Source organism: Amorphus coralli DSM 19760, from assembly GCF_000374525.1.
Taxonomy (GTDB): Bacteria; Pseudomonadota; Alphaproteobacteria; order Rhizobiales; family Amorphaceae; genus Amorphus; species Amorphus coralli.
In genome coordinates, this window is record NZ_KB894570.1 from 688,887 (window position 1) to 713,677 (window position 24,791).

General features: G+C 66.6%; 21 protein-coding genes. 4 read left to right on the forward strand and 17 right to left on the reverse strand.

Going from position 1 to position 24,791, the window contains the following annotated elements; genetic code table 11:
• Positions 1–64: 64 nt before the first annotated feature.
• The 4 genes from C507_RS0103140 (at position 65) to C507_RS0103155 (ending at position 7,153) form a co-directional block, all read left to right on the forward strand.
• Positions 65–616 carry a PadR family transcriptional regulator gene (locus tag C507_RS0103140; protein ID WP_018698204.1) on the forward strand — a complete coding sequence of 184 codons (552 nt, stop codon included), beginning with the start codon at positions 65–67 and terminating at the stop codon, positions 614–616.
• A gap of 23 nt (positions 617–639) precedes the next feature.
• Entirely contained in the window at positions 640–1,749 is a 1,110-nt protein-coding gene (locus C507_RS0103145) for an efflux RND transporter periplasmic adaptor subunit (protein WP_018698205.1), read from the forward strand.
• Positions 1,746–4,997, forward strand: coding sequence for an efflux RND transporter permease subunit (locus C507_RS0103150; protein WP_018698206.1), 3,252 nt, complete (start codon positions 1,746–1,748; stop codon positions 4,995–4,997). The genes C507_RS0103145 and C507_RS0103150 overlap by 4 nt, the downstream gene beginning before the upstream one ends.
• Before the next feature lie 221 nt (positions 4,998–5,218).
• Positions 5,219–7,153 carry an ABCB family ABC transporter ATP-binding protein/permease gene (locus C507_RS0103155; RefSeq protein WP_018698207.1) on the forward strand — a complete coding sequence of 645 codons (1,935 nt, stop codon included), beginning with the start codon at positions 5,219–5,221 and terminating at the stop codon, positions 7,151–7,153.
• A gap of 6 nt (positions 7,154–7,159) precedes the next feature.
• On the opposite strand, the gene C507_RS0103160 is transcribed toward C507_RS0103155, so the two are convergent.
• The 17 genes from C507_RS0103160 to nuoE form a co-directional block, all read right to left on the reverse strand.
• Positions 7,160–8,137, reverse strand: coding sequence for a linear amide C-N hydrolase (locus tag C507_RS0103160; RefSeq protein WP_018698208.1), 978 nt, complete (start codon positions 8,135–8,137; stop codon positions 7,160–7,162).
• Positions 8,138–8,197: 60 nt separating this feature from the next.
• Positions 8,198–8,485, reverse strand: coding sequence for a DUF1467 family protein (locus tag C507_RS0103165; RefSeq protein ID WP_018698209.1), 288 nt, complete (start codon positions 8,483–8,485; stop codon positions 8,198–8,200).
• 155 nt (positions 8,486–8,640) lie between these two features.
• Positions 8,641–9,045, reverse strand: coding sequence for a methylmalonyl-CoA epimerase (gene mce, locus C507_RS0103170; protein ID WP_018698210.1), 405 nt, complete (start codon positions 9,043–9,045; stop codon positions 8,641–8,643).
• A 46-nt stretch (positions 9,046–9,091) separates the two neighbouring features.
• Positions 9,092–10,765, reverse strand: coding sequence for a ribonuclease J (locus C507_RS0103175; RefSeq protein ID WP_018698211.1), 1,674 nt, complete (start codon positions 10,763–10,765; stop codon positions 9,092–9,094).
• A 112-nt stretch (positions 10,766–10,877) separates the two neighbouring features.
• The gene (locus C507_RS0103180) at positions 10,878–11,666 is read right to left on the reverse strand and encodes a biotin--[acetyl-CoA-carboxylase] ligase (protein WP_018698212.1); all 789 of its coding nucleotides are present in this window, start codon (positions 11,664–11,666) and stop codon (positions 10,878–10,880) included.
• A gap of 3 nt (positions 11,667–11,669) precedes the next feature.
• Complete coding sequence (nuoN, locus tag C507_RS0103185) at positions 11,670–13,100, reverse strand: NADH-quinone oxidoreductase subunit NuoN (RefSeq protein ID WP_018698213.1); 1,431 nt, start codon at positions 13,098–13,100, stop codon at positions 11,670–11,672.
• A 37-nt stretch (positions 13,101–13,137) separates the two neighbouring features.
• Positions 13,138–14,649, reverse strand: a complete 1,512-nt coding sequence (locus C507_RS0103190) for an NADH-quinone oxidoreductase subunit M (RefSeq protein WP_018698214.1) — start codon at positions 14,647–14,649, stop codon at positions 13,138–13,140.
• On the reverse strand, positions 14,649–16,589 hold the full coding sequence (nuoL, locus tag C507_RS0103195) for an NADH-quinone oxidoreductase subunit L (protein ID WP_018698215.1): 1,941 nt from the start codon (positions 16,587–16,589) through the stop codon (positions 14,649–14,651). The genes C507_RS0103190 and nuoL overlap by 1 nt, the downstream gene beginning before the upstream one ends.
• A 7-nt stretch (positions 16,590–16,596) precedes the next feature.
• The gene (gene nuoK / locus C507_RS0103200; RefSeq protein WP_018698216.1) at positions 16,597–16,905 is read right to left on the reverse strand and encodes an NADH-quinone oxidoreductase subunit NuoK; all 309 of its coding nucleotides are present in this window, start codon (positions 16,903–16,905) and stop codon (positions 16,597–16,599) included.
• A 49-nt stretch (positions 16,906–16,954) separates the two neighbouring features.
• Positions 16,955–17,569 carry an NADH-quinone oxidoreductase subunit J gene (locus C507_RS0103205; RefSeq protein ID WP_018698217.1) on the reverse strand — a complete coding sequence of 205 codons (615 nt, stop codon included), beginning with the start codon at positions 17,567–17,569 and terminating at the stop codon, positions 16,955–16,957.
• Between the two features lie 79 nt (positions 17,570–17,648).
• On the reverse strand, positions 17,649–18,140 hold the full coding sequence (gene nuoI, locus C507_RS0103210; protein ID WP_018698218.1) for an NADH-quinone oxidoreductase subunit NuoI: 492 nt from the start codon (positions 18,138–18,140) through the stop codon (positions 17,649–17,651).
• A 122-nt stretch (positions 18,141–18,262) separates the two neighbouring features.
• The gene (locus C507_RS0103215) at positions 18,263–18,706 is read right to left on the reverse strand and encodes a GFA family protein (RefSeq protein WP_026318806.1); all 444 of its coding nucleotides are present in this window, start codon (positions 18,704–18,706) and stop codon (positions 18,263–18,265) included.
• On the reverse strand, positions 18,699–19,748 hold the full coding sequence (gene nuoH / locus C507_RS0103220; RefSeq protein WP_018698220.1) for an NADH-quinone oxidoreductase subunit NuoH: 1,050 nt from the start codon (positions 19,746–19,748) through the stop codon (positions 18,699–18,701). Before nuoH ends, C507_RS0103215 begins: the two co-directional genes overlap by 8 nt.
• Positions 19,749–19,780: 32 nt before the next feature.
• Complete coding sequence (nuoG, locus tag C507_RS0103225) at positions 19,781–21,880, reverse strand: NADH-quinone oxidoreductase subunit NuoG (RefSeq protein WP_018698221.1); 2,100 nt, start codon at positions 21,878–21,880, stop codon at positions 19,781–19,783.
• 113 nt (positions 21,881–21,993) lie between these two features.
• Entirely contained in the window at positions 21,994–22,197 is a 204-nt protein-coding gene (locus C507_RS0103230; protein WP_018698222.1) for a hypothetical protein, read from the reverse strand.
• Between the two features lie 9 nt (positions 22,198–22,206).
• The gene (gene nuoF / locus C507_RS0103235) at positions 22,207–23,508 is read right to left on the reverse strand and encodes an NADH-quinone oxidoreductase subunit NuoF (protein WP_018698223.1); all 1,302 of its coding nucleotides are present in this window, start codon (positions 23,506–23,508) and stop codon (positions 22,207–22,209) included.
• Between the two features lies 1 nt (position 23,509).
• Entirely contained in the window at positions 23,510–24,724 is a 1,215-nt protein-coding gene (gene nuoE, locus C507_RS0103240; protein ID WP_018698224.1) for an NADH-quinone oxidoreductase subunit NuoE, read from the reverse strand.
• Positions 24,725–24,791: the final 67 nt, after the last annotated feature.

Sequence of the window (24,791 nt, forward strand, 5' to 3'; positions counted from 1 at the left end):
ATATATCGGCCATAAATATGCTGCACCAGCATAGGCTGCTCCGATTGGTCAGTCCGGGATCCTCATGAACGTTCGCACGCTCTGCCTCGCCATTCTTCAGCACGGTGACGCCACCGGCTACGAGATCAAGAAGATGTCGGTCGAGGGCGAGTACAGCTACTTCGTCGATGCGAGCTTCGGCTCCATCTACCCGGCCCTGGCGCGGCTGGAAGCGGACGGACTCGTCACCGTTCGCGAGGAAACCCAGCCCGGCAAGCCGGCCCGGAAGATCTACTCGATTACCGACGCAGGCCGCGAGGCGCTGATCGGCGAGCTCACCGGGCAGACCGACCCGGACATCTTCCGCTCGCCCTTCCTGCTCGTGGCCATGAATGCCGAACTCCTGCCGCGCGAGCATCTGGTAAAGGCGATCGATGCGCGCCTTGCCGATCTGCAGCGCGAGATGGAGCTGCTCGGATCCATCGCCTCCTCCCGCTCGGGCGGCACCGAATGGATCGCCCGCTACGGCATGAACTGCATGACCGCCTCCCACGACTTCCTCACCGCCTACCGCGACCAGCTTGAATGCCTCGCCGTGGACGCCGACGCCCAGCCGGGCGAGCGCGCCGCAGGCTGACGGCCACCGACAGGGATTCCATCATGGGTTTCAAAATCAAGGGCTCCTGGGTGGCCGCCGTGGTCATCACCGCGTCCATCGCCGGCTGGATGAGCACCGGCGACGTGGTCGTCGGCGGCCAGGCCAATTCGCCCGATGCCGTTCCGCCGCCCGCCCAGCGCACCGCGGCCACGGAAGCCGAACCGTTCCGGGTTCAGGTGAAAACGGTGAGCGCGGAGTCGCGCCAGACCGACCTGAAGATGCGGGGCCGCACCGAGGCCGACGCCCGGGTGCCCGTGCGCGCCGAGACCTCCGGCCGCGTTGCCGAGCGACCGGTGGAAGCGGGCAACGAGGTGAAGGCCGGCGACGTGCTCTGCCAGCTCGACCGCGGCGCCCGCGAGGCACAGCTTCTCAAGGCCGAGGCGGAAGCCGCCAAGGCGAAGCTGGAGTTCGAGGCGGCAACCAAGCTGCGCGAGCGCCAGTTCGAATCGGCCACCCGCGTCGCGGCCACCAAGGCCTCCCTGGACGCCGCCACCGCCACGGTGGCAGAGGCGCAGCTGGAGCTGGACCGAACCACGGTGAAGGCTCCGGTCTCCGGGACGGTCGAGGATCCCATGACCGACCAGGGCGCCATGCTCGCGGTCGGTGACGTGTGCGCCACCATCATCGATGTCGACCCGATCACCGTGACCGGCCAGATCTCCGAACGCGACATCGGCAAGGTCTCGAACGGGATGAAGGCGCACGTTTCGCTGGTCACCGGCGAGGAGGTGGACGGCGAGATCACCTTCATCTCCCGCGCCGCCGATCCAGCCACCCGCACCTTCACCGTGGAAATCCAGGTCCCGAACCCGGACGGCAAGCTGCACGACGGCGTGACGGCGCTCGCCTCCATCCCGCTGGAACCGGTGCGCCTGCACCGACTGTCCCCCGCCGTCCTGACCTTGGCCGACAGCGGTACGGTCGGCGTCCAGACGGTCTCCGACAAGGGCACCGTCGCGTTCGAGCCGGTCACCATCGTCGACCAGGGTCCGGAGGGCGTCTGGGTCAAGGGCCTGCCGGAGACCATCACCGTGATCGTCGTGGGGCAGGACTACGTGGTCGACGGCGAGACCGTCACCCCGGTGGAAGATCAGCCCGAGGCCCGCTCGTGATCGACGCAGTCGAAGGCATCATCCGGAGAACCCGGACCGTCGTCACGATCATGATCGTGAGCGTGGCGGCGGGCATCTTCGCCTATCTCGCCATCCCCAAGGAGGCAAACCCCGACATCGATGTCCCCATCTTCTACGTCTCCATCGCCCAGCAGGGCGTGTCGCCGGAGGATGCCGAGCGCCTGCTCGTGCGGCCGATGGAGACCGACCTGCGAAGCCTGGAAGGCCTGAAGGAGCTGACGGCCATCGCGTCGGAGGGGCACGCCGGCATCGTGCTGGAGTTCGAGGCCGACTTCGACAAGGATTCCGCCCTTGCCGACGTCCGCGACAAGGTCGACCAGGCCAAGGCCGACCTGCCGACGGAGGCCGAAGAGCCGGTCATCCACGAAACCAACTTCTCGCTGGTTCCGACCATCACCGTGGCGCTTTCCGGCGACGTTCCGGAGCGCACCCTCTACCGGCGCGCGCGCCAGCTGAAGGACGAGATCGAGGCCATCGCCAGCGTCCGCGAGGCCAACCTGTCCGGTCACCGCGAGGAACTGCTCGAGGTCATCATCGACCGGACGGCGCTGGAATCCTACGGCGTCACCCAGGACGAGCTCCTGAATGCGCTGACCCGCAACAACCAGCTCGTGCCGGCCGGTTTCATCGACACCGGCCAGGGCCGCTTCCAGGTGAAGGTGCCCGGCCTGGTGGAGAACCGGGACGACGTGTTCTCGCTGCCGATCAAGCAGAACGCGGAGGGTGTCGTCACCCTTGACGACATCGCCGACGTGCGCCGCACGTTCAAGGATCCGTCGAGCTTCACAAGGGTCAACGGCAAGCCGGCCATCGCCATCGAGGTGGTGAAGCGGCTCGGCACCAACATCATCGAGAACAACCAGGCGGTCCGCGACGTCGTGGAACGGCAGACGGCCGAGTGGCCGTCCACCATCCGCATCGACTACCTGCTCGACCAGTCCAGCTTCATCTACGAGGTTCTGGGGTCGCTGCAGTCCTCCATCATCACCGCCATCTGCCTGGTGATGATCGTGGTCGTCGCGGCGCTCGGCCTGCGCTCGGCGCTGCTCGTCGGGCTCGCCATCCCCACCACCTTCCTGCTGGGCTTCCTCATCCTGACGGCGCTCGGGATGACGGTGAACATGATGGTCATGTTCGGCCTTGTGCTGACCGTCGGCATGCTGGTCGACGGCGCCATCGTCATCGTCGAGTACGCCGACCGGAAGATCGTCGAGGGTATGCCGCGCAAGGAGGCCTACATCCGCGCCGCGCGGCTGATGTTCTGGCCGATCACCTCGTCCACCGCGACGACGCTTGCCGCCTTCCTGCCGATGCTGCTCTGGCCCGGCGTCGCCGGCGAGTTCATGAGCTACCTGCCGATCATGGTCATCATCGTGCTGACCGCGGCGCTGGTGACCGCCATGATCTTCCTGCCGGTGGCCGGCGGCCTGTTCGGGCGCGGCCAGGCCTCGGCGGAGGAGCAGGCCGCTGCCCGGCGCCTGTCGGCCTCCGAGGATCTCGATCCCGACAGCATTCCCGGCTTGACCGGCGTCTACGTGCGCGCCCTGCACTGGCTGGCCGGCACGGTGATCGGTAACGTCGTGACGCTCGCCGCTGTCATCGGCGTCAGCTTCGCCGTCATCACCACCTTCGCGGCCAACGCAACCGGAGTGGAGTTCTTCGTCGACGAGGAACCGGACGTGGCGGTCGTGCTCGTCTCCGCGCGCGGCAACATGTCTGCCTCCGAGGCGTCCTCGCTCGTTTCCCAGGTGGAGCGCGTGGTGCTGTCCACCGACGGCGTGGAGAATGCCGTGGTCAGCGCCTACCCGAGCGGCGGCTCGACCGGCGGCGGCTTCAAGATCGATGGCGTCAACGACAAGCCGGCCGACGTGATCGGCGAGCTGCAGATGGAGCTGGGCGACTTCTGCTGCCGGCGGACGGCGGCGGAGATCTTCGAGGAGATCCGCCAGCGCACGGCCTCGATCCCGGGCATCAAAACCGAAGTCCGCAAGATCGAGGGCGGACCGCCCACCGGCAAGGACATCCAGCTGCAGGTCTCCGGCAGCAATTACGAGCTCGTGCAGGAAACCATCGAGCGCGCCCGCAGCCACTTCGAGACCGTGGCCGGCCTGCGCGACCTGGAGGACGACCGCCCCCTGCCCGGCATCGAGTGGCAGCTGGACATCGATCGCGAGCAGGCGGGCCGCTACAACGCCAACATCGCCTCGGTGGGCTCCATGGTGCAGCTCGTCACCACGGGCGTGCTGATCGGCAACTACCGGCCGGACGATTCCGACGACGAGATCGACATCCGGGTCCGCTTCCCGGACGACCAGCGCACGCTCAACCAGTTCGAGAGCCTGCGCCTGAAGACCCAGAACGGCATGGTGCCCATCGCCAACTTCGTCGACATCACGCCCTCGCCGCGGGTGTCGTCGATCACCCGGCGCGACGGTCTCTACTCCATGTCGGTGAAGGCGGACGTGATCGAGACCCAGGGCTTCGATCCGAACCAGAAGATCGCCGAGATTCAGGAGTGGATCGACGGCCAGGACTGGCCGTCCGGCATCTCGTTCCGCTTCCGAGGCGCCGACGAGGACCAGCAGGAGTCCGGCGCCTTCCTGATGAAGGCGATGATGGGCTCGCTGTTCCTGATGTTCATCATCCTGGTGACCCAGTACAACTCCTTCTACCAGACGGCGATCACCCTCTCCACGGTGGTGCTGTCGGTGCTGGGCGTGCTGATCGGGATGACGCTCACCGGGCAGAAATTCTCCATCATCATGACGGGGACGGGCGTGGTGGCGCTGGCCGGCATCGTGGTGAACAACGCCATCGTGCTGATCGATACCTACAACCGCATGCGCGAGGACGTGTCGGATCCGCTGGTGGCGGTTCTGAAGACGTCGGCGCAGCGCATGCGGCCGATCATGCTGACCACGATCACGACCATCGCCGGCCTCGTGCCCATGGCCACCGAGGTCAACCTGAACTTCTTCGACCGGACGGTGGCGGTAGGCGGCATCACCTCCATCTGGTGGGTTCAGCTGTCCACCGCGATCATCTTCGGCCTGGGCTTCTCCACGATGCTGACGCTGGTGGTGGTGCCGGTGGCGCTGGCCGCGCCGACGGTGTGGAGACGCAAGGCCGGAGCGCTGTGGCGCCGCATTCGCCGGCGGCCCGAAACGCCCTCCGCGCCGCCGCCCGCCGCGGTGGCCGGCCCTGCCTATCCACAGGCGGCCGAGTAGGTCCGACAGGCTCCGGGCCCGGATGCGATCCGGGCCCGCTTCATCGGCGCTTTCTTGAACCGTTCCGGATGCGCCGTATATCTATCCGGGAACCAGGCTTCCTCCGCGCGTGCCCCGGCCCCCGACGCCGGCGCGCGCCACCAGGCCCCTCTCCGCCCCGACCGACGGTCGCGCAGCCTCCTGGCCGCGCCGGGCGCCGGCCCGTTCCGCAAGCCGAGCGCATGCCAACCAAGACCGACCCGTCCAATCGCGTCTCCGCCGACCGGGGCCAGACCTTCCGCGCCATCCGGGCGCTGTGGCCCTACATGTGGCCTGCCGAGCGGCCCGACCTGAAGCGCCGGGCACTCGTTGCGCTCGCCGCGCTGATCCTCGGCAAGCTGATCACGGTGCTCACCCCCTACACCTACAAATGGGCCACGGATTCCCTGACGGCGCCGCGCGCTGACGGCGGCGCCGGGGTGCCCGACTTTCTCGTGGTTCCGGTGTTCCTGGTCATCGCCTACGGGGTGGCGCGGGTGCTGGCGATGACCTTCAATCAGCTCCGCGACGCCCTGTTCGCGCGGGTCGGACAGCATGCCGTGCGCTGGATGGCGCGCCGCACCTTCGTGCATCTGCACGACCTGTCGCTGCGCTTCCACCTGCAGCGGCGCACCGGCGGCCTGTCGCGGGTGATCGAGCGCGGCACCAAGGGCATCGAGACCATCGTGCGCTTCACGATGCTCAATTCGCTGCCGACGGTGCTCGAGTTCGCGCTGGTCGCCGCCGTCGTCGCCTACCAGTTCGACCTCTGGTACCTGCTGGTCATCGCCGTCACGGTCGCGGCCTATATCGGCTTCACGCTGGTTGCCTCCGACTGGCGGATCAAGATCCGCCGCGAGATGAACGAGTCGGACACCGAGGCGAACTCCAAGGCCATCGACTCGCTGCTGAACTACGAAACGGTCAAGTATTTCAACAACGAGGCGATGGAGACGGAGCGCTTCGACCGCTCCATGGCGCGCTACGAGGGCGCGGCAATCCGCATCTGGACGTCGCTGGCCTGGCTCAATCTCGGACAGACGGTGATTTTCGCCGTTGGCATGACCACCTGCATGGTGATGTCGGCGCGGGCGGTGATGGCGGGCACGCAGACCATCGGCGACTTCGTCATGATCAACGCGCTGTTGATCCAGCTGTCCATCCCGCTGAACTTCATCGGCTTCGTCTATCGCGAGATCAAGCAGGCACTGGCCGACATCGAATCCATGTTCCGGGTGCTCGACGTCGAGCCGGAAATCCGCGACCGCGACGAGGCACCGGCGCTGGCGGTGACCGACGGCGCAATCCGCTTCGAAAACGTCTTCTTCCACTACGACCCGGACCGGGTGATCCTGAAGGACGTCTCGTTCGAGGTGCCGCCGGGCCACACGGTGGCCCTGGTCGGGCCGTCGGGTGCGGGCAAGTCCACCATCTCGCGGCTGCTCTACCGCTTCTACGACGTGACCGGCGGCCGCGTGACCATCGACGGCCAGGACCTGCGCGAGGTCAGCCAGGAATCGGTGCGGGCCGCCATCGGCATCGTTCCGCAGGACACGGTGCTGTTCAACGACACCATCGCCTACAACGTCCGCTATGGCCGTCCCGGGGCCAGCGAGGACGAGGTCCGCACGGCCGCCGAGATGGCGCAGATCGGCGGGTTCATCGAGGCGCTGCCCAAGGGCTACGCGACGGAGGTGGGCGAGCGCGGATTGAAGCTGTCCGGCGGCGAGAAGCAGCGCGTCGCGATCGCCCGCACCATCCTCAAGGGACCGCCCATCCTGATCCTCGACGAGGCGACTTCGGCGCTGGACAGCCGCACCGAGCAGGAGATCCAGGCGGCCCTCGACCGGGTGTCGGAGAACCGCACGACCCTGGTCATCGCGCACCGCCTCTCCACCATCGTCAAGGCCGACGAGATCCTGGTTCTGGACGCCGGCCGCATCGTGGAGCGCGGCACCCACCTGGAGCTCCTCGACCACGGCGGCATCTACGCCCAGATGTGGAACCGGCAGCGCGAGGAAGGCGGCTGGGACGAGGCTCCCCTGCCCCACGACGGGGCCGCGCGGGTCTCAGAGGATGCAGAAGCCGACGACGGCATCGAGCCGACCGCCGCGGAGGTCCTGTCCAGCACCCGGTGAGCGGGCTTACGGAACCAGGAACTCGAACGGCTCGGCCGGCTGGAGCTGGCCGGCGAGATTGCCGCCCTCGTCGCGCGGCGTGTTCAGATGAACCTTGAGGGCCGGTGCGCCCGGCGACAGGTCGACCGCGTCGAGATCCACCCACAGCACCGCCGGGTTGATGACGGAATCCACCAAGTAGCGCTTCGCGTCATGGTCGATGACGCTGCGCCACAGGGTCGAGGCGATGTTGGGCTTCTCCGGATCCTCGATGCCGAGCGGCGTGCTGATCGCCCGCATCTGGGAGAAGACCGCGGCGAGCGCCGCACGCCTGTCGGAGAATTTCGGCGTGGATTTCAGATTGTAGCTCGCCCGGGCGAAACGGTCCGCCGCGCCGATGGTGCCGGGCAGGAAGTGCTGGCCGCCGATCAGGTCCCAGTAGGTGTTGATGGCGAGCTGCTGGTCATAGACTGGCGAGTTGGTCATCACCCGGTAGGCGCGGTCGTGATGGATCTGCAGCGCCCCGCCGACGAATTCCAGAATGGCGGAATCGCCGCTGGCGTCGGACAGCGCCAGATGCACCGTCGCGGCTTTTCCGTTCGGCGCGTCGGCCGAGACCACCGTGAACGGATCCTCGCGCAGCACGGCAACGGCCTCGGCCACGGTGGCGAAGCTGTCGAGGATGTACTGAAGCCAGGCGCCGACGGAGATGGTCGGCTTGCCGCGCTCGGCCGCATCGCCGAAGTCGGATTCGGCCAGATAGAGAAGGTTGCCAGCAAGGCCGGCCTCGTTCAGGCCATCGGACGTGGCCATCTCGTAGATCGCCAGCACCACAGAGCCGTAGATCGACGTCCAGCGAACGGTCTCGGCACCGGTGCCGCCGTTGCGCTCGAGACCGCGCGGAAAGGCCCACAGGTCCGTCGCCATGGACACGTCGCTCCAGTCCATGGAGCGTCCGGTGATGTAGGTGCCGGTTCCGGTCTCGTAGAAGATGCGCGTGCACATGATCCGGGTCTCCCCCCCCTTGCGACGCCGGGAGGCCGCGCCTGCGGCCCCGGCGGTTTATCAGCCCTGGCCCTCGACCGTGTGTTCCAGCGGATTGGGCAGCGGCAGGTCGTCGAGCGTGAGATCCGAGGTCACCACCGCGTTGATCGCGACCATCACTCCGACGGCCACGACGGCGGCGATGGCCCCCTTGAGGATCAGCCGCGGCCGCGCGGGCGCGCTGGGCATGGTGCCGGGCGTCATCTCGTCCCCCGCCTCTTCCTGGGAGCGGTTACCCCACGGCAGGGTGAAGAAGAAGATCAGCCACCAGACGATGAAATAGACGGCGATTGTGCTGGTAAGGGACATGGGTTCGCTTCTCGCAGCCGCGGCTCGCGCCAGCACCTAATCGTTGCTCCAGTTTCGAGAGCGGACAAGAAGCGATCTGCATCCGCCGCGAAAATGGCTCTTTCTCTCTTCGCAATCCCGGACGGAAAACCGGTTCCCACTTTTCCTGGGATTGCTTAGGCCTCTTCGAGCTCGGTGAGCGTGCCGCAGAAATCCTTTGGATGCAGGAACAGGACCGGCTTGCCGTGGGCGCCTATCTTCGGCTCGCCGTCCCCGATCACCCGGGCGCCTGCCGCCACCAGCCGGTCGCGCGCTGCCCGGATGTCATCGACCTCGTAACAGACATGGTGCATGCCGCCTGAAGGGCTCTTCTCCAGGAACTTCGCGATGGGCGAGTCGGCGCCAAGCGGCTCCAGGAGTTCGATCTTGGTGTTGGGCAACTCGATGAAGACGGTCGTTACGCCGTGGTCGGGTTGCTCGACCGCCTCCGACACCGTGGCCCCGAGGGTGTCGCGGTAGGTGGCGGCCGCCGCCGCGATGTCCGGCACCGCAATCGCCACGTGGTTCAGCCGTCCGATCATCGCGCGCCTCCTGAGCCCTGACCGTATTTCCTCACCCCTCAGCCAGTCATAGTACCGTGACTTCCACCGAGCAAAGCGGCTTCTTGCCCCATTTCTGCTGAGCCAGGGAGCGGATGGCGCGACGCGCTGCCTTGGCCACCAGGCCGGCATCGCGCCGGCGCCCGCGCGGAATGCCGTCCAGCGCCTCGTCCACCGCATCTTCCAGGAGTTCGATGAACGACTCGCCCTCCCTGTCCGACGTCGGCAGGCCGAACAGCGTCACCGTGGGATCGGAGAGGATCTCGCCGCGCGCGTCCATCACCACGTTCGCCACGACACAGCCTGCGAAGGAAAGCTTGCGCCGCTCCTGGACGCCCGACGCCTCGGGGGCGGCGATCAGCGATCCGTCCTTGTAGAGAACCCCGGTTTCCGCCTCGCCAACGACCTCAAGCGGTCCCGGCGCAATGCGGAAGATGTCGCCGTTCTTGCCCTTCACCACCTCGCGGATGCCCTGCTTCCTCGCGAAGCGGGCGTGCTGGTCGAGATGGTAGGGCTCGCCATGGACCGGGATCAGCGCCTCAGGCTTCACCCAGGAGTAGAGGTCGGCGAGTTCGCCCCGGCGCGGGTGACCGGAGACATGAACCAGGTCGTCGCTGTCGGTCATGATTTCGACGCCGCGCTCGGCGAGCGAATTGATCACCTCGATCACCTCCGACTCGTTGCCGGGAATGGTGCGCGAGGAGAAGACCACCAGGTCGCCGGCCGACAAGGCCACGCGGGGATGGTCGTCCCGGGCGATCCGCGACAGCGCGGCGCGCGCCTCACCCTGGCTGCCGGTCAGGAGCGCGACGACCTTGTCGCGCGGCAGGTAGCCATAGGCATCCTCATCCTGGAACGGCGGGACACCGTCCAGGTAGCCGAGCTCGCGGGCGACCTCGATGGTCCGCTTCATCGCCCGTCCGATGACCACGACGTCGCGTCCGGCGGCCTGCGCGGCCAGCGCCACGGCCTTCAGCCGCGCGACGTTGGAGGCGAACGTGGTCACGGCCACCCGGTTCGGCGCGGCCTTGATGATCTCGGTGAGCCGCTCCGCCACATCGGCCTCCGACGGCGAGCGACCCTCGCGGATAGCGTTGGTGGAATCACAGACGAGCGCCCGCACGCCCTCCTCGCCAACCGCCTTCAGACGCTCCACGTCGATGGGCTTTCCGAGCCCCGGCGTCAGGTCGATCTTCCAGTCACCCGAGTGAACCACCGTGCCGAGCGGCGTGCGGATCACCAGCGCGTTCGGCTCCGGGATCGAATGGCTCATCGGCACATATTCAACGTCGAACGGACCGACCTGAATCCGGCTGCCCTGCTGGACGACCTCGACCGGCACGGAGTCCTGGCCGTGGTTCTCGATGGCCTTGGCCTCCAGCAGACCTGCCGTGAACGGGGTCGCGTAGAGCGGCGCCCCGAGGCGCGGCCAGAGATCCAGGATGGCGCCGTAATGATCTTCGTGGGCATGCGTGATGACGATGCCCGCAAGCCGCTCTTTCTGCTCCTCGATGAAGGAGATGTCGGGATAGACCAGATCGACGCCGGGCGTCTTCTCATCGCCGAAAGTCACGCCCAGGTCGACCATGAGCCAGGTGCGGTCGCGCCGCGACCCGAAGCCGTACAGGCCGAGATTCATGCCGATCTCGCCGACGCCGCCGAGCGGCAGGAAGACGAGCTCGTCCTTGTTCGTTTTGGTCAACTGGGATCTCACTTCTCAATCCGGTTCGCGGGCGACCGTCCGGTGCCCGCGGCAAACATCACCAGGACCGATGCGGCGCCACCGCATCGGCAGCGGCACCGGCCATCGCTCCTCAATCGGGTCGCGCCGTGGCAGCAGCGCCAAAATGAACCTCGCCGGCCGCAACCGCTTCACGCGAACCGTCGGCCATGCGCAGGACAAGGTATCCGTCCCAGTCGACGGTCTCGAAGACACCGGACAGCGTCCGCCCGCCGACCGTCACGGCGATGTCCGAGCCGACGCCCGCTGCCCGCGCCAGCCAGCGCTCACGCAACGCCTCGAACCCACCGCCGGCCTCCCAGGCAGCGAAGGTGGTCGCCCACGCATCCGACAGGGCGCAAAACAAATCCTCGGCGGTCACGTTCGGCGCCACCGAGCCAAGATGCGTTGCCGGATATGGCGTGTCCGCCGCTCCGGCGAGGACATTCACGCCCATCCCAGCAACGACCACGGTTTCGCCCGGCCGGGCCCGCGCCTCAAGGAGAATGCCGGCAAGTTTCGCCCCGTCGAGAAGGACGTCGTTCGGCCATTTGAGCGCCAGACCGGTCATGGCCCTCTCGCCCGCCACGGCATCGAGGGCGTCGGCCAGGGCCAGTCCGGCCACGAAGCCGATGGTCGCCGCCACTGCCGCCGGCGTCTCGACGGTCACCAGAATGGACGCGGCGAGATTGCCCGGCGTCCCCTGCCAGGGTCGCCCCCGCCTGCCCCGACCGCCGGTCTGGTCGGCGCTCACGCACCACAGAGGCCCGGCAGCGCCCGCGTCGGCTTCCGCCAGAGCCGCGGCATTCGTCGAGCCGATCGTGTCGAAGTCCAGCAGGCGATGGCCCGCGGCGCTCGCCCGCGGACCGAGACGGAAGGCCATGCGCTAGAAGAGGCTCTGCGCCGCCGCCGTCGCCGCGTGCTCCAGCGGAGCCGCGACAAACACGAAAAACAGCACGAAGACACCGCTGAGACCGAGCACCACGCGCAGTTCGCCGGGCATCGGCTCGAACTCCTCGGCCGGCTCGTCGAAATACATCAGCTTGATGATGCGCAGATAGTAGAAGGCACCGACCACCGACGCGAGCACGCCGATGATGGCCAGCCCGTAGAGACCGGCTTCGATGGCGGCGACGAAGACGTAGAACTTGCCGAAGAAGCCCGCGAGCGGCGGAATTCCGGCCAGCGAGAACATCAGCATCGCCAGGATGAAGGCCATCACCGGGCGCGAGCGCGCCAGCCCGGCCAGTTCGCCGATCTCGTAGACCATGCCGTCCTTGCGGCGCATCGTCAGGATGCAGGCAAACACGCCCAGCGTCATGGCCACGTAGATGGTCATGTAGAGGATGACGCCCTGCACGCCCTGGGCGGTGCCGGGGGCGAGACCGACGAGCGCATAGCCCATGTGACCGATGGAGGAGTACGCCATCAGCCGCTTGATGTTGCGCTGGCCGATCGCGGCGAAGGAGCCGAGCACCATCGACAGGATGGAGATGAAGATGATGATTTGCTGCCACTCGAACAGCGCCGGACCGAACGCCTCGATGACGACGCGGATCAGGAGCGCCATGGCGGCGACCTTGGGCGCGGCGGCGAAGAAGGCCGTGACCGGTGTCGGCGCGCCCTCGTAGACGTCCGGCGTCCACATGTGGAACGGCACTGCGGAGATCTTGAAGGCCAGACCCGTCAGCACGAACACGATGCCGAAGATGGCGCCGAGCGAGGCACCGTCGGCGTTCATCACGCTGGCGATGGTGGCGAACTCGATCGAGCCCGTGAAGCCGTACAGCAGCGAGATGCCGTAGAGCATCATGCCGGACGATAGCGCACCAAGGACGAAATATTTGAGGCCCGCCTCGGTGGAGCGCACGGAATCGCGGTTGATCGAGGCGACCACGTAGAGCGCCAGCGACTGCAGCTCGAGGCCGAGATAGAGCGACAGCATGCTGCCGGCCGAGATCATCACCATCATGCCGAGCGTCGCGAGCACCACCAGCACCGGGTACTCGAAGCGCTCGAACTTGGCGGCGCGCGCATAGGCCGTGGTCATGATGATGGCGAAGCCGGAGCCGATCAGCGCCAGGATCTTCAGGAACCGCGCGAACGGATCAAGCACGAAGGCCCCGTCGAACCGCGTGCCGTAGTCCGGGGCGATCAGGAGCAATGCGGTGGCGATCACGATGAGGATGACCGCACCGGCGGTCACCGTGCCCACGGGCTCGTCGCCCGCGAACACGCCGATCATCAGGAGCACCATCGCCCCGATGGCCAGAACGAGCTCCGGAAGAAGGGGCATGATGTCGGGCACGGCGGTCATCCCTTGAGCCTCACGTAAAGAAGGGCTGCTGCGTCGGTCAATGGCTCACCTGCGCGGTCTGGCCAGCCACTTCCAGGGCGGCGTGGTAGTGCTGCAGCAGGTTGTCCACCGAGGCGGCGGTCATGTCGAGAACCGGGTTCGGCCACACGCCGAACAGGATCGTCAGCACCACCAGCGGCACCAGCACGAACTTCTCGCGCAGGTTCAGGTCCGGCAGTGCCTTGAGGCTCTCCTTCTCCAGCGGCCCGAAGGCGACCCGGCGGTAGAGCCAGAGCGCGTAGGCCGCCGACAGGATGATGCCGGTCGCCGCGAGGAAGGCAGTGAGCGTCGACACCTGGAAGGCGCCAACCATGGTCAGGAACTCGCCGACGAAGCCCGAGGTGCCCGGCAGCCCGACGTTGGCCATGGTGAACACCATGAAGGCCATCGCGTACCAGGGCATCTGCTTGGCCAGGCCGCCATAGGCCGAAATCGCGCGGGTATGGGTGCGGTCGTAGACCACGCCCACGCAGAGGAAGAGCGCGGCGGAGACGATACCGTGCGAGAGCATCAGGAAGATCGCGCCCTGGATGCCCTGGGTGGTCGCCGTGAACATGCCCATCGTCACGAAACCCATGTGGGCCACCGACGAATAGGCGATGAGCTTCTTCATGTCCTCCTGCATCAGGGCGACGAGGGAGGCGTAGATGATGGCGATCACCGACAGGCCGAAGATGAAGGGCGCATAGAACTCCGCCGCCACCGGGAACATCGGCAGCGAGTAGCGCAGCACGCCGAAGCCGCCCATCTTCAGAAGCACGCCGGCCAGCACGCCGGAGGCCGCGGTCGGCGCCTCGACGTGGGCGTCGGGCAGCCAGGTGTGCACCGGCCACATGGGCATCTTCACCGCGAACGAGGCGAAGAAGCCGAGGAACAGCCAGTACTCCATGTGGGTCGGGAAATCGTGCTGCAGGAGCTCCGGCACGCTGGTGGTGCCCGCCTCCCAGTACACCGCCATGATCGACAGCAGCATGAACAGCGAGCCGAGCAGCGTGTAGAGGAAAAACTTGAACGTCGCGTAGACGCGCCGGTCGTGGCCCCAGATGCCGATGATCAGGAACATCGGGATCAGGCCGCCCTCGAAGAAGACGTAGAAGACCACGATGTCGAGCGCGGTGAACACGCCGATCATCAGGGTTTCCAGCACCAGGAAGGCGATCATGTACTCCTTCACCCGCCACTGGATCGCGTCCCAGCTGGCCAGGATGCAGAAGGGCATGAGGAGCGTGGTCAGAAGCACGAACAGGATGGAAATCCCGTCGATGCCGACATGGTAGGTGAACGGCCCGCCGATCCACTCGTAATGCTCGACGAGCTGGAAGCCGGGGTCGGAGGGATCGAACTGGACGATGATCAGCAGCGACACCAGGAAGGTGAACACCGTCGTGATCATCGAGACGCGGCGGATGTTCGTCAGCGCGACCTCGTCGTCTCCCCTCACCAGCAGGATGAAGAGGACGCCGACGAGCGGCAGGAACGTTACGATCGTAAGGAGCGGCCAATCACTCATCAGGGAGCTCCCACGCCCGTCATCATCGCCCAGGTCACCAGCGCGGCGACGCCGATCAGCATCGCGAACGCGTAGTGGTAGATGTATCCAGTCTGAAGCCGCACGACCCGCTGGGTCACGTCGAGCACTCTGTGTGACACCCCGTCCGGCCCGAACCCGTCAATGAGCCAGCCGTCACCCTTCTTCCAGAGGAAGTGGCCAATGCGCTTGGTGGGTCGCACGAAGAGGAAGTCGTAGAGCTCGTCGAAGTACCACTTGTTCAGCAGGAACTGGTACAGCGCCGGGTGCTCGCGGGCGACGGCCGCCGGGGTCTTCGGCGACAGCATGTACCACCAGTAAGCCCAGGCGACGCCGGTGATCATCATCACCGTCGGGGCCAGCGGCACCCAGGCCGGCAGATGGTGCATGTCGTGCAGGATGTGGTTCTCCGCACCCAGATAGAGCGAGCCGCGCCAGAAGTGCTCGTACTCGTGGCCGATGAAGTAGCCGTGCAGGATGAAGCCGGCGAACAGCGCGCCACAGGACAGCACGGCCAGCGGGATCAGCATCACCGGCGGGCTCTCGTGAGCGTGCTTGAACACGTCGGCAGAGGCCCGCGTCTTGCCGTGGAAGGTCATGAAGATCAGGCGCCATGAATAGAAGGCGGTGAGCAGCGCGGCCAGCGTCGTCAGCCAGAAGGCATAGGCGGAGAACGGATTGTGGGCCGCGAAGGTCGCCTCGATGATGGCGTCCTTGGAGAAGTAGCCGGACGTGTACGGGAAGCCGGTGATGGCGAGCGTGCCGATCACCATGCCCGCGTAGGTGAGCGGGATCTTCTTCACCAGGCCGCCCATCTTCCGCATGTCCTGCTCGTCGTGCATCGCGTGGATGACGGAGCCGGCGCAGAGGAACAGGAGCGCCTTGAAGAAGCCGTGGGTCATCAGGTGGAAGATGCCGGCCGAGTAGGCCCCGACGCCGAGCGCGGCGAACATGTAGCCGAGCTGCGAGCAGGTCGAGTAGGCGATCACCCGCTTGATGTCGTTCTGGGTGCAGCCGATGGTCGCCGCGAAGAAGGCCGTGGTCGCGCCGATGAAGGTGACGAAGGTCAGCGCCGCCGGAGCGTACTCGAACAGCGGCGACATGCGCGCCACCATGAACACGCCTGCCGTCACCATGGTGGCGGCATGAATCAGCGCGGAGACCGGGGTCGGGCCTTCCATGGCGTCCGGCAGCCAGGTGTGCAGACCCAGCTGAGCCGACTTGCCCATGGCGCCGATGAACAGCAGGAAGCAGATCGTCTCGACCGCGTTCACCTGGTAGCCGAGGAAGGAGAAGGTCGTGGTCGACAGCTCCTCGCCGTGGCCGAAGATCGTGTCGAGATCGACAGAGCCGACCAGCATGAACAGCGCGAAGATGCCGAGCATGAAACCGAAGTCGCCGACGCGGTTGACGACAAAGGCCTTGATGGAGGCGGCGACCGCGGACGGCCGCGTGTACCAGAAGCCGATCAGCAGGTAGGAGGCGAGACCGACGCCTTCCCAGCCGAAGAACATCTGCACCAGGTTGTCGGCGGTCACCAGCATCAGCATGGCGAAGGTGAACAGCGACAGATAGGCGAAGAAGCGCGGCCGGTCGGGATCGTGCGACATGTAGCCGATCGAGTAGAGATGCACGAGCGAGGAGACCGAGGTCACCACGATCAGCATCACCACGGTCAGCGTGTCGACGCGCAGGGACCAGTCGATCTCCAGCGCCCCGGACGTGATCCACGGCATCAGCGGAACCTTGATCGGCTCCACGTCGGAGAAGCCGACATGAATGAAGGCCACCCAGGACAGGATCGCAGAGACGAACAGGAGGCTCGTCGTCACGATCTCGCTGGCCCGGGCCCCGATCAGGCGGCCGAAGATGCCGGCAACCAGGAAGCCGATGAGCGGCAGGAAGACGATAGCGGCGTACATCAGCCCGTCAGCCCTTCATCGTGTTGATGTCTTGGACCGCGATCGAGCCGCGGTTGCGGAAGAAGACGACCAGGATGGCGAGGCCGATGGCCGCCTCCGCCGCGGCCACCGTCAGCACGAACAGCGCGAACACCTGGCCCACCAGGTCGCCCAGGAAGGCGGAGAACGCGATGAAGTTGAGGTTCACCGCGAGCAGGATCAGTTCGATCGCCATCAGGATGACGATGACGTTTCTCCGGTTGAGGAAGATCCCGAAGACCCCGAGCGTGAACAGGATCGCCGCGACCGTGAGATAGTGCGCCAGACCGACCGCCATTTTCGGTGCTGTCCCTTCTGGAAGTGTCTCGTGCGAGCGACCGGGATCCTCAGATGCCCTTGCGGGAGGGCACCTTGCGGACCTCGATCGACTGTTCGGGTGTGCGTGCGACCTGCTGGCTGATGTCCTGCCGCTTCACGCCTTCCTTGTGGCGCAGCGTGAGCACGATGGCGCCAACCATCGCGACGAGAAGGACCATGCCCGCAGCCTGGAAGAAATAGACATAGCGCGTGTAGAGCAGTTGCCCGAGCGCCGCAACGTTCGACGTCTCGCCCATCGGGGGGATCGGCGCCGCCGGCGTGGCGCTCACATCCGGCGCGATCACCCAGGCGCCCAGGACCATCACCAGCTCGATCAGCAGGATCAGTCCGATCAGGCCACCGATGGGCAGGTACTGAAGCGCGCCGTGGCGCAGCTCGGCGAAATCCACGTCCAGCATCATCACGACGAACAGGAACAGGACCGCGACCGCGCCCACGTAGACGACGACCAGGATCATCGCCAGGAACTCAGCGCCGAGGAGCAGGAACAACCCGGCGGAGTTGAAGAAGGCGAGGATCAGGAACAGGACCGAGTGCACGGGATTTCGGGACGAAATCACCATGAAGGCCGAAGCGACGGTCACCGCGGCGAAAAGATAGAAGAAGAGTGTCTGCAGGATCATTGCCTGGCCCGCCCCGCGTTCGGAGTGGTCGTCTGCCCGCGTCGTCTCATATCCGAGCCCTCATTGCGCGTCCACAGCGTCACCGGAACGGTGCGTCCTGGGCGATGTTGCGCGCGATGTCGCGTTCCCAGCGGTCGCCGTTCGCCAGCAGCCGCTCCTTGTCGTAGTAGAGTTCCTCGCGCGTTTCCGTCGCGAATTCGAAGTTCGGCCCCTCCACGATGGCGTCCACCGGGCACGCCTCCTGGCAAAAGCCGCAGTAGATGCACTTCACCATGTCGATGTCGTAGCGGGTCGTGCGCCGCGTGCCGTCGTTGCGACGCGGACCGGCCTCGATGGTGATGGCCTGGGCCGGGCAGATCGCCTCGCACAGCTTGCACGCGATGCACCGCTCCTGGCCGTTGGGATAACGGCGCAGTGCGTGCTCACCCCGGAAACGCGGCGAGATCGGCCCCTTCTCGAAGGGGTAGTTCAGGGTCGACTTGGGCTTGAAGAAATATCGCATGCCCAGAAAGAAGGCCGATACGAATTCCGACAAGAGCAGCGATTTGGCTGCGCGATCCAAGGCTGCCATGACGCGTGTCCTCTAGGTCCACTCTACCGGGCAACCGCCGGATGGTTCTCCCGCAGCAGCCCGTGCGTTCCAGTCCGTTCCGCACCCGCCCGGCCCTGCCGGCGGCGCGTCTCTCAAGTCCCTCAGGCCCCTGCCCCGTCCACGCGCGCCCGGGAATACCGGTCGTGGCGCGGAAGATCGTCGGCGACCGCCACGTAGGGCAGCCGCGAAGCCCAGAATGCGTGCGCCATCGGCGCGACCCGCTCCGGCGCCTCGAAGGCCCCGATCGCGAGGTAGATCTCCTCGCCGGGGATCGTGGCGTCGGCATAGGCCAGCGGCGACCCACAGTCGCCGCACCATTGCCGGACGCATCCCGTCCCCGTCGCCCGCTCATCCGGCGTCCCCGTCCAGGAGACATCGACGGCGGGAAAGCCAACCCACAGCGTCATCGGCGCACCCGTTGCGCGGCGGCAGTCCGTGCAGTGGCAGTAGGCCGCCCAGACGGGCTCACCTTCCGCCGAAAACCGGACCGCGCCACAGGCGCAGCTCCCCGCGTGCGGGGCGCCTGATGGCGCATGCTCAGCCATGCCACCCCGTCAGCTTCAGAACGAGGGCGACCACCACCACCGCCACCAGCGAGATCGGCAGGAAGACCTTCCAGCCGAGCCGCATGAGCTGGTCGTAGCGGTAGCGAGGCACGATCGCCTTCACCATGGCGAACATGAAGAACACCAGCAGGCACTTCAGCGCGAACCAGATGACACCCGGCACCCAGGTGAACGGCGCCACGTCGATCGGCGGCAGCCAGCCCCCCATGAACATGATCGTCATCAGCGCGCACATCAGCGCGATGGAGACATACTCGCCGAGCATGAACATCATGTACGGGACCGAGCCGTATTCGACCATGAAGCCCGCGACGAGCTCCGATTCCGCTTCCGGAAGGTCGAAGGGCGGCCGGTTCGTCTCCGCCAGCGCCGAGATGAAGAACACCACGAACATCGGGAAGAGCGGCAGCCAGTACCAGTTCAGGATCGACAGCCACGGCACACCGAGCATGGTTGCAAGGCCGCTCTCCTGCGACGTCACAATCGCGGTGAGGTTCAGCGAACCCACGCACATCAGGACGGTGATGATGACGAAGCCGATGGAGACCTCGTAGGAAACCATCTGCGCGGCGGAGCGCAGCGCGCCGAGGAAGGGATATTTCGAGTTCGACGCCCAGCCGCCCATGATGACGCCGTACACGCCGAGCGACGAGATCGCGAAGATGTAGAGGATGCCGACATTGATATCGGCGATCACCCAGCCATCGGCAACCGGAACGACCGCCCACGCCGCCATCGACAGGATCACGGTTACCAGCGGCGCCAGCAGAAAGACCGTCTTGTCGGCCCCAGCGGGGATCACGGGTTCCTTCAGCGCGAACTTGCCGAGGTCGGCGAAGGACTGCATCAGGCCGAAGGCGCCGACGACGTTCGGGCCGCGGCGCATCTGCACCGCCGCCCAGATCTTGCGGTCGGCCAGCAGGATGTAGGCGATGATGACCAGAAGCACCACGAGCAGCAGCAGGCTCTGCCCGAGCATGACCAGGAACGGAAAGCCGTAGGTGGACCAGAAGTCGTTCATGACTGGTGGAGACCCTCGTTGATCATGCCGCCTTACTCAGCCGCTTCCGCATCGATCCGCCCGCGGGCGAGCGCGGAGCACTCCGCCATCACCGCCGAAGCGCGCGCGATCGGGTTGGTCAGGTAGAAGTCACGCACCGGGGAGGCAAACGAAGCCGCCTCGACCGAACCGCCGAGATCGGCGAGCGCGGAGACATCCGCCGCGTCCGCGGGCGCGACCGTCTCGCCCATCGCCAGGTGCGGATGACGCTCGAACATGGCGCCGCGCAGTTCCGCCATGGAATCATAGCCGAGCTGGTGCCCGAGATGCGGCGACAGGGCGCGCAGGATGGCCCAGTCCTCGCGGGCGTCGCCCGGCGGGAAACCCGCGCGGTTGGCGCGCTGGACGCGGCCCTCGGTGTTGACCCAGGTCCCGGTCTTCTCCGGGTAGGCGGCGCCCGGCAGGATTACGTCGGCCCGGTGCGCGCCGACGTCGCCATGGGTGCCGACATAGACCACGAAGGCGTTGCCGAGCCGGCGGGTATCGATTTCGTCGGCACCGAGCAGGAAGACCACGTCCAGGCCGCCCCCTTCGGCAGCCGCCAGCATGCCTTCCACGTCGAGACCGCCCTCGCCCGGCACGCAGCCGACATCGAGACCGCCGACGCGTCCGGCCGCCGTGTGCAGCACGGAGAAGCCGTTCCAGCCTTCCGCGACGGCGCCGACCGCAGTCGCGGCCTTCGCGGCAAGCGACAGAACCGCCTCGCCGTCCGCGCGCGAAATGGCGCCCTGGCCCACGATGATCAGCGGCCGCTCGGCCTCCGCCAGCACCTTCGCGAAGGAGTGGCTGCCGTCGACGATGCCTTGCAGCGTGTCGGTGCCCGCACCGAGATATTCGTAATCGTAGGTCAGGTCGACGCGTTCGCCGATGACACCCACCGGCAGCGGGCCCATGCGCCAGCGCTTGCGGATGCGGGCGTTCAGGACGGCGGCTTCCCAGCGCGGGTTGGTGCCGATCATCAGCACCGCGTCACAGTCCTCGATGCCCTCGATGGTGGCGTTGAACAGGTAGCTGGCGCGGCCGAACTTCGGATGCAGCTTGGTTCCGTCCTGGCGGCAGTCGACGTTGGCGACGCCGAGCTTGTCCATCAGGTCCTTGAAGGCGAACTGCTCTTCGGTGGAGGCCAGGTCGCCGGCGATGGCGCCAACGCGCTCCGGCGCCACGCCCTTGGCCTTCTCCGCGATGGTGGCGAACGCCTCCGGCCAGGTCGCCGGCGTCAGGCGGCCGTCCTTGCGGACATAGGGCCGGTCGAGTCGCTGGGTGCGCAGCCCGTCCCAGATGAAGCGCGACTTGTCGGAGATCCACTCCTCGTTCACCGCCTCGTTGAGGCGCGGCATGATGCGCATCACCTCGCGGCCGCGGCAGTCAACCCGGATGGCCGAGCCGAGCGCATCCATCACGTCGATCGATTCCGTCTTGGAGAGCTCCCACGGCCGCGCCTTGAAGGCGTAGGGGCGCGAGGTCAGCGCGCCCACCGGGCACAGGTCGATCACGTTGCCCTGCAGCTCGGACGCCATGGCGTGCTCGAGATAGGTGGTGATCTCCATGTCCTCGCCGCGCCCGATGGCGCCAAGGTCGGAGACGCCGGCCACCTCGGTGGTGAAGCGCACGCAGCGGGTGCAGTGGATGCACCGGGTCATGATCGTCTTGACCAGCGGGCCGATATACTTGTCCTCGACGGCGCGCTTGTTCTCGTGGAACCGCGAACCGGAGACGCCGTAGGCCATCGCCTGGTCCTGCAGATCGCACTCGCCGCCCTGGTCACAGATCGGGCAGTCCAGCGGGTGGTTGATCAGCAGGAATTCCATCACCCCTTCGCGCGCCTTCTTCACGAAGGGCGTGCGGGTGTTCACCTGGGGCGGCGAGCCGTCCTTGCCGGGACGCAGGTCGCGCACGCCCATGGCGCACGATGCGACCGGCTTCGGCGGGCCGCCGACGACCTCGACCAGGCACATGCGGCAGTTGCCGGCGATCGACAGCCGGTCATGGAAGCAGAAGCGCGGGATCTCCGCGCCGGCTTCCTCGCAGGCCTGCAGGATCGTGTAGTGATCCGGCACCTCGATTTCGGATCCGTCGACGATCAGCTTCGCCATCGGTCAAAACCCCTCGTTCGTCGACACGGACCGTCGCAGTCGGTAGCCCGCGTCCCTGGCGGAAGTCGGCAAAGCCTGTCGCATTATGAGGCAGCTTCCCTTCGACATCCGTTTCAATGCTCAACCAGATCGAGTCGCCGCTCGATACGCTCTACACGGCCATCCAGTCGGTCCAGGCGACGGTGAATTCCCGCCACCGCTTCCTCGATCCCGGTCATGCGAATTTTCAGGTCGTGGACGTCGCCGCTAACGCGGTCGAGCTTGTCGTCCAGCCGACGCAGAAACTGCAGCACGAGATTGTCGGGACCGTCGGTCATCCGTGCCCCCTACTCCGCCGCCACCGCCGGGCGCGCGGCGTCGGCCACGCGGCGCTGGGCGATGCGATCCTCGATCTCCGGCCGGAAATGCCGGATCAGGCCCTGGATCGGCCACGCCGCGGCATCGCCGAGCGCGCAGATCGTGTGTCCCTCGACCTGCTTGGTCACTTCCAGCAGCATGTCGATCTCGGCCGGGTCGGCGCGGCCTTCCACGAGGCGCTCCATGACCCGCCACATCCAGCCGGTGCCCTCGCGGCACGGCGTGCACTGACCACAGGATTCGTGCTTGTAGAAGTGGGCCAGCCGGGCAATGGCCTTGATGATGTCGGTGGAGCGATCCATCACGATCACCGCCGCCGTGCCGAGGCCCGACTTCTTGTCGCGCAGGGTGTCGAAGTCCATCGGCAGATCCTGGCATTCCGACGCCGGCAGGCAGGGCACCGACGAGCCGCCCGGGATGATGGCCAGGAGATTGTCCCAGCCGCCGCGGATACCGCCGCAGTGCTTTTCCACCAGTTCGCGGAACGGGATGCCCATTTCCTCTTCCACCGTGCACGGCCGCTCCACGTGGCCGGAAATGCAGAAGAGCTTGGTGCCGACATTGTTCGGCGTGCCGAGACCGGAGAACCAGGACGGGCCGCGGCGCAGGATTTCCGGCGCCACCGCGATGGATTCCACGTTGTTGACCGTCGACGGGCAGCCGTAGAGGCCGACATTCGCCGGGAAAGGCGGTTTCAGGCGCGGCTGTCCCTTCTTGCCCTCTAGGCTTTCCAGGAGCGCAGTCTCCTCACCGCAGATATAGGCGCCGGCACCGTGGTGGACGACGATGTCCATGTCCCAGCCGTGGACGTTGTTCTTGCCGATGAGGCGCGCCTCGTAGGCCTGGTCGATGGCGGCCTGCAGGTGCTCGCGCTCGCGGATGAACTCGCCGCGCACGTAGATGAAGGTGTGGTGCGCGCCCATGGCCACGCCGGCCAGCAGGCAGCCCTCGATCAGGAGATGCGGGTCATGCCGCATGATCTCCCGGTCCTTGCAGGTGCCCGGCTCGGATTCGTCGGCGTTGACGACCACGTAGTGCGGCCGGGCCGGATCGACCTCCTTCGGCATGAACGACCATTTCAGGCCCGTCGGGAAGCCCGCGCCGCCACGGCCGCGCAGGTTCGAGGCCTTCATCTGCTCGACGATCCATTCGCGGCCGTTGTCCACGAACTCCTTGGTCCGGTGCCACTGGCCGCGTTTCTTCGCGCCTTCGAGGCCCCAGTCGTGAAAGCCGTAGAGATTGGTGAAGATGCGATCCTGATCGGCCAGCATCTCAGCTCTCCTTCCCGGTCTTCGCGGCGGCAAGCGCCTTGGCCTGGGCGATCCAGTCCTCCCGATCGATGCGGCCCTTGAACTTCAGGTAGGTGTCGACCCAGGCGACATTCTCCGGCGTCCAGGCGGCGACCTGCTCGAACGCGACGATGCCGAGATCGTTGAGGATGCCCTCGATTTTCGGACCGACACCCGAGATCTGCTTCAGGTCGTCCTTGTCGCCGTCTGTGGACGAACGGCCTTCGGGACGCGTGCCCACGGCATCGGCACGCTGCTCGGGCGACGCGCTCGACGAGCCGGCAGCGTCATTTTCGGCCTCGGAAGCAGAGCCCGACTTGTCGACCTTCGGCGGCGCTGACGGGTCGGCACCCGACTGGGACCGATCACGATCGGCGGCATGGACGCTGCGCGCATCCGGCTCGCCCTTGTCGGCAGCCGTTGCCTCGCCGGTTTCACGCGCGGCGGCGACTTCCGGGCGACCGGACGGTTCCGGCTTGCCGTTCTTCTGGTCGGCCGCGGCCGGCGTCGCCGGGTCGACCGAGGCATCCGGCTCGGAGTCGGTCTTGGCGGGCTGTGGCGTGGCGGCGGTCTCGCGGTTGCGGCTGCCGTCATACAGCGAGGGATCGGTGAGCGTGATCGCGCCGGTGACCGGCTCCGACGACTTGCGATCGCTCTGCGGACCCGGCGCCGGCGGCGTGCCCTTGTCGAAGCCGTCGATGAGCGCCTCGAAGGTTTCCGGCGTCAGGTCCTCGTAGGTGTCGGCACCGACCTGAACCATCGGCGCGTTCACGCAGGCGCCGAGGCATTCCACCTCTTCCCACGAAAAGCGGCCATCCTCGGACAGTTCGAAGGCGTGGCCGTTGATACGCCGCTTGCAGACACCGACAAGGTCTTCCGCACCGCGCAGCTGGCACGGCGTCGTGCCGCACACCTGGATGTGCGCGACCCTGCCCACCGGCTTCAGCTGGAACATGGTGTAGAAGGTCGCGTTCTCGAACACCCGGATGTACGGCATGTCGAGCATGTCGGCGACGAGCCGGATCGCCGGCTCCGGCAGCCAGCCGTGCTGCTCCTGGGCACGCCAGAGAAGCGGCACCACGGCAGAGGCCTGGCGACCCTCCGGGTACTTGGCGATCGTCTTCTTCGCCCACGCAAGGTTCTCCTCCGTGAAGGAGAAGGACTCAGGCTGGACTTCGGCAAGTCGGCGAACAGCCATGATGCGACGAAACCCTCCGCGATTGCGGTCGCGCGAAACGCGCGGCTTGGAACATTTGGGACCCCTC

Bases quoted from the DNA above. Each gene is read 5' to 3' on its own strand.
- nuoE (WP_018698224.1), bottom strand. From the start codon at position 24,724: ATGGCTGTTCGCCGACTTGCCGAAGTCCAGCCTGAGTCCTTCTCCTTC.
- C507_RS0103180 (WP_018698212.1), bottom strand. From the start codon at position 11,666: ATGGCCTTCCGTCTCGGTCCGCGGGCGAGCGCCGCGGGCCATCGCCTG.
- nuoI (WP_018698218.1), bottom strand. From the start codon at position 18,140: ATGGCAGCCTTGGATCGCGCAGCCAAATCGCTGCTCTTGTCGGAATTC.
- C507_RS0103215 (WP_026318806.1), bottom strand. From the start codon at position 18,706: ATGGCTGAGCATGCGCCATCAGGCGCCCCGCACGCGGGGAGCTGCGCC.
- mce (WP_018698210.1), bottom strand. From the start codon at position 9,045: ATGATCGGACGGCTGAACCACGTGGCGATTGCGGTGCCGGACATCGCG.
- C507_RS0103205 (WP_018698217.1), bottom strand. From the start codon at position 17,569: ATGATCCTGCAGACACTCTTCTTCTATCTTTTCGCCGCGGTGACCGTC.
- C507_RS0103165 (WP_018698209.1), bottom strand. From the start codon at position 8,485: ATGTCCCTTACCAGCACAATCGCCGTCTATTTCATCGTCTGGTGGCTG.
- nuoH (WP_018698220.1), bottom strand. From the start codon at position 19,748: ATGAACGACTTCTGGTCCACCTACGGCTTTCCGTTCCTGGTCATGCTC.
- C507_RS0103145 (WP_018698205.1), top strand. From the start codon at position 640: ATGGGTTTCAAAATCAAGGGCTCCTGGGTGGCCGCCGTGGTCATCACC.
- C507_RS0103155 (WP_018698207.1), top strand. From the start codon at position 5,219: ATGCCAACCAAGACCGACCCGTCCAATCGCGTCTCCGCCGACCGGGGC.
- C507_RS0103140 (WP_018698204.1), top strand. From the start codon at position 65: ATGAACGTTCGCACGCTCTGCCTCGCCATTCTTCAGCACGGTGACGCC.
- nuoG (WP_018698221.1), bottom strand. From the start codon at position 21,880: ATGGCGAAGCTGATCGTCGACGGATCCGAAATCGAGGTGCCGGATCAC.
- nuoK (WP_018698216.1), bottom strand. From the start codon at position 16,905: ATGGCGGTCGGTCTGGCGCACTATCTCACGGTCGCGGCGATCCTGTTC.
- C507_RS0103160 (WP_018698208.1), bottom strand. From the start codon at position 8,137: ATGTGCACGCGCATCTTCTACGAGACCGGAACCGGCACCTACATCACC.
- C507_RS0103190 (WP_018698214.1), bottom strand. From the start codon at position 14,649: ATGAGTGATTGGCCGCTCCTTACGATCGTAACGTTCCTGCCGCTCGTC.
- nuoL (WP_018698215.1), bottom strand. From the start codon at position 16,589: ATGTACGCCGCTATCGTCTTCCTGCCGCTCATCGGCTTCCTGGTTGCC.
- C507_RS0103230 (WP_018698222.1), bottom strand. From the start codon at position 22,197: ATGACCGACGGTCCCGACAATCTCGTGCTGCAGTTTCTGCGTCGGCTG.
- nuoF (WP_018698223.1), bottom strand. From the start codon at position 23,508: ATGCTGGCCGATCAGGATCGCATCTTCACCAATCTCTACGGCTTTCAC.
- nuoN (WP_018698213.1), bottom strand. From the start codon at position 13,100: ATGACCGCCGTGCCCGACATCATGCCCCTTCTTCCGGAGCTCGTTCTG.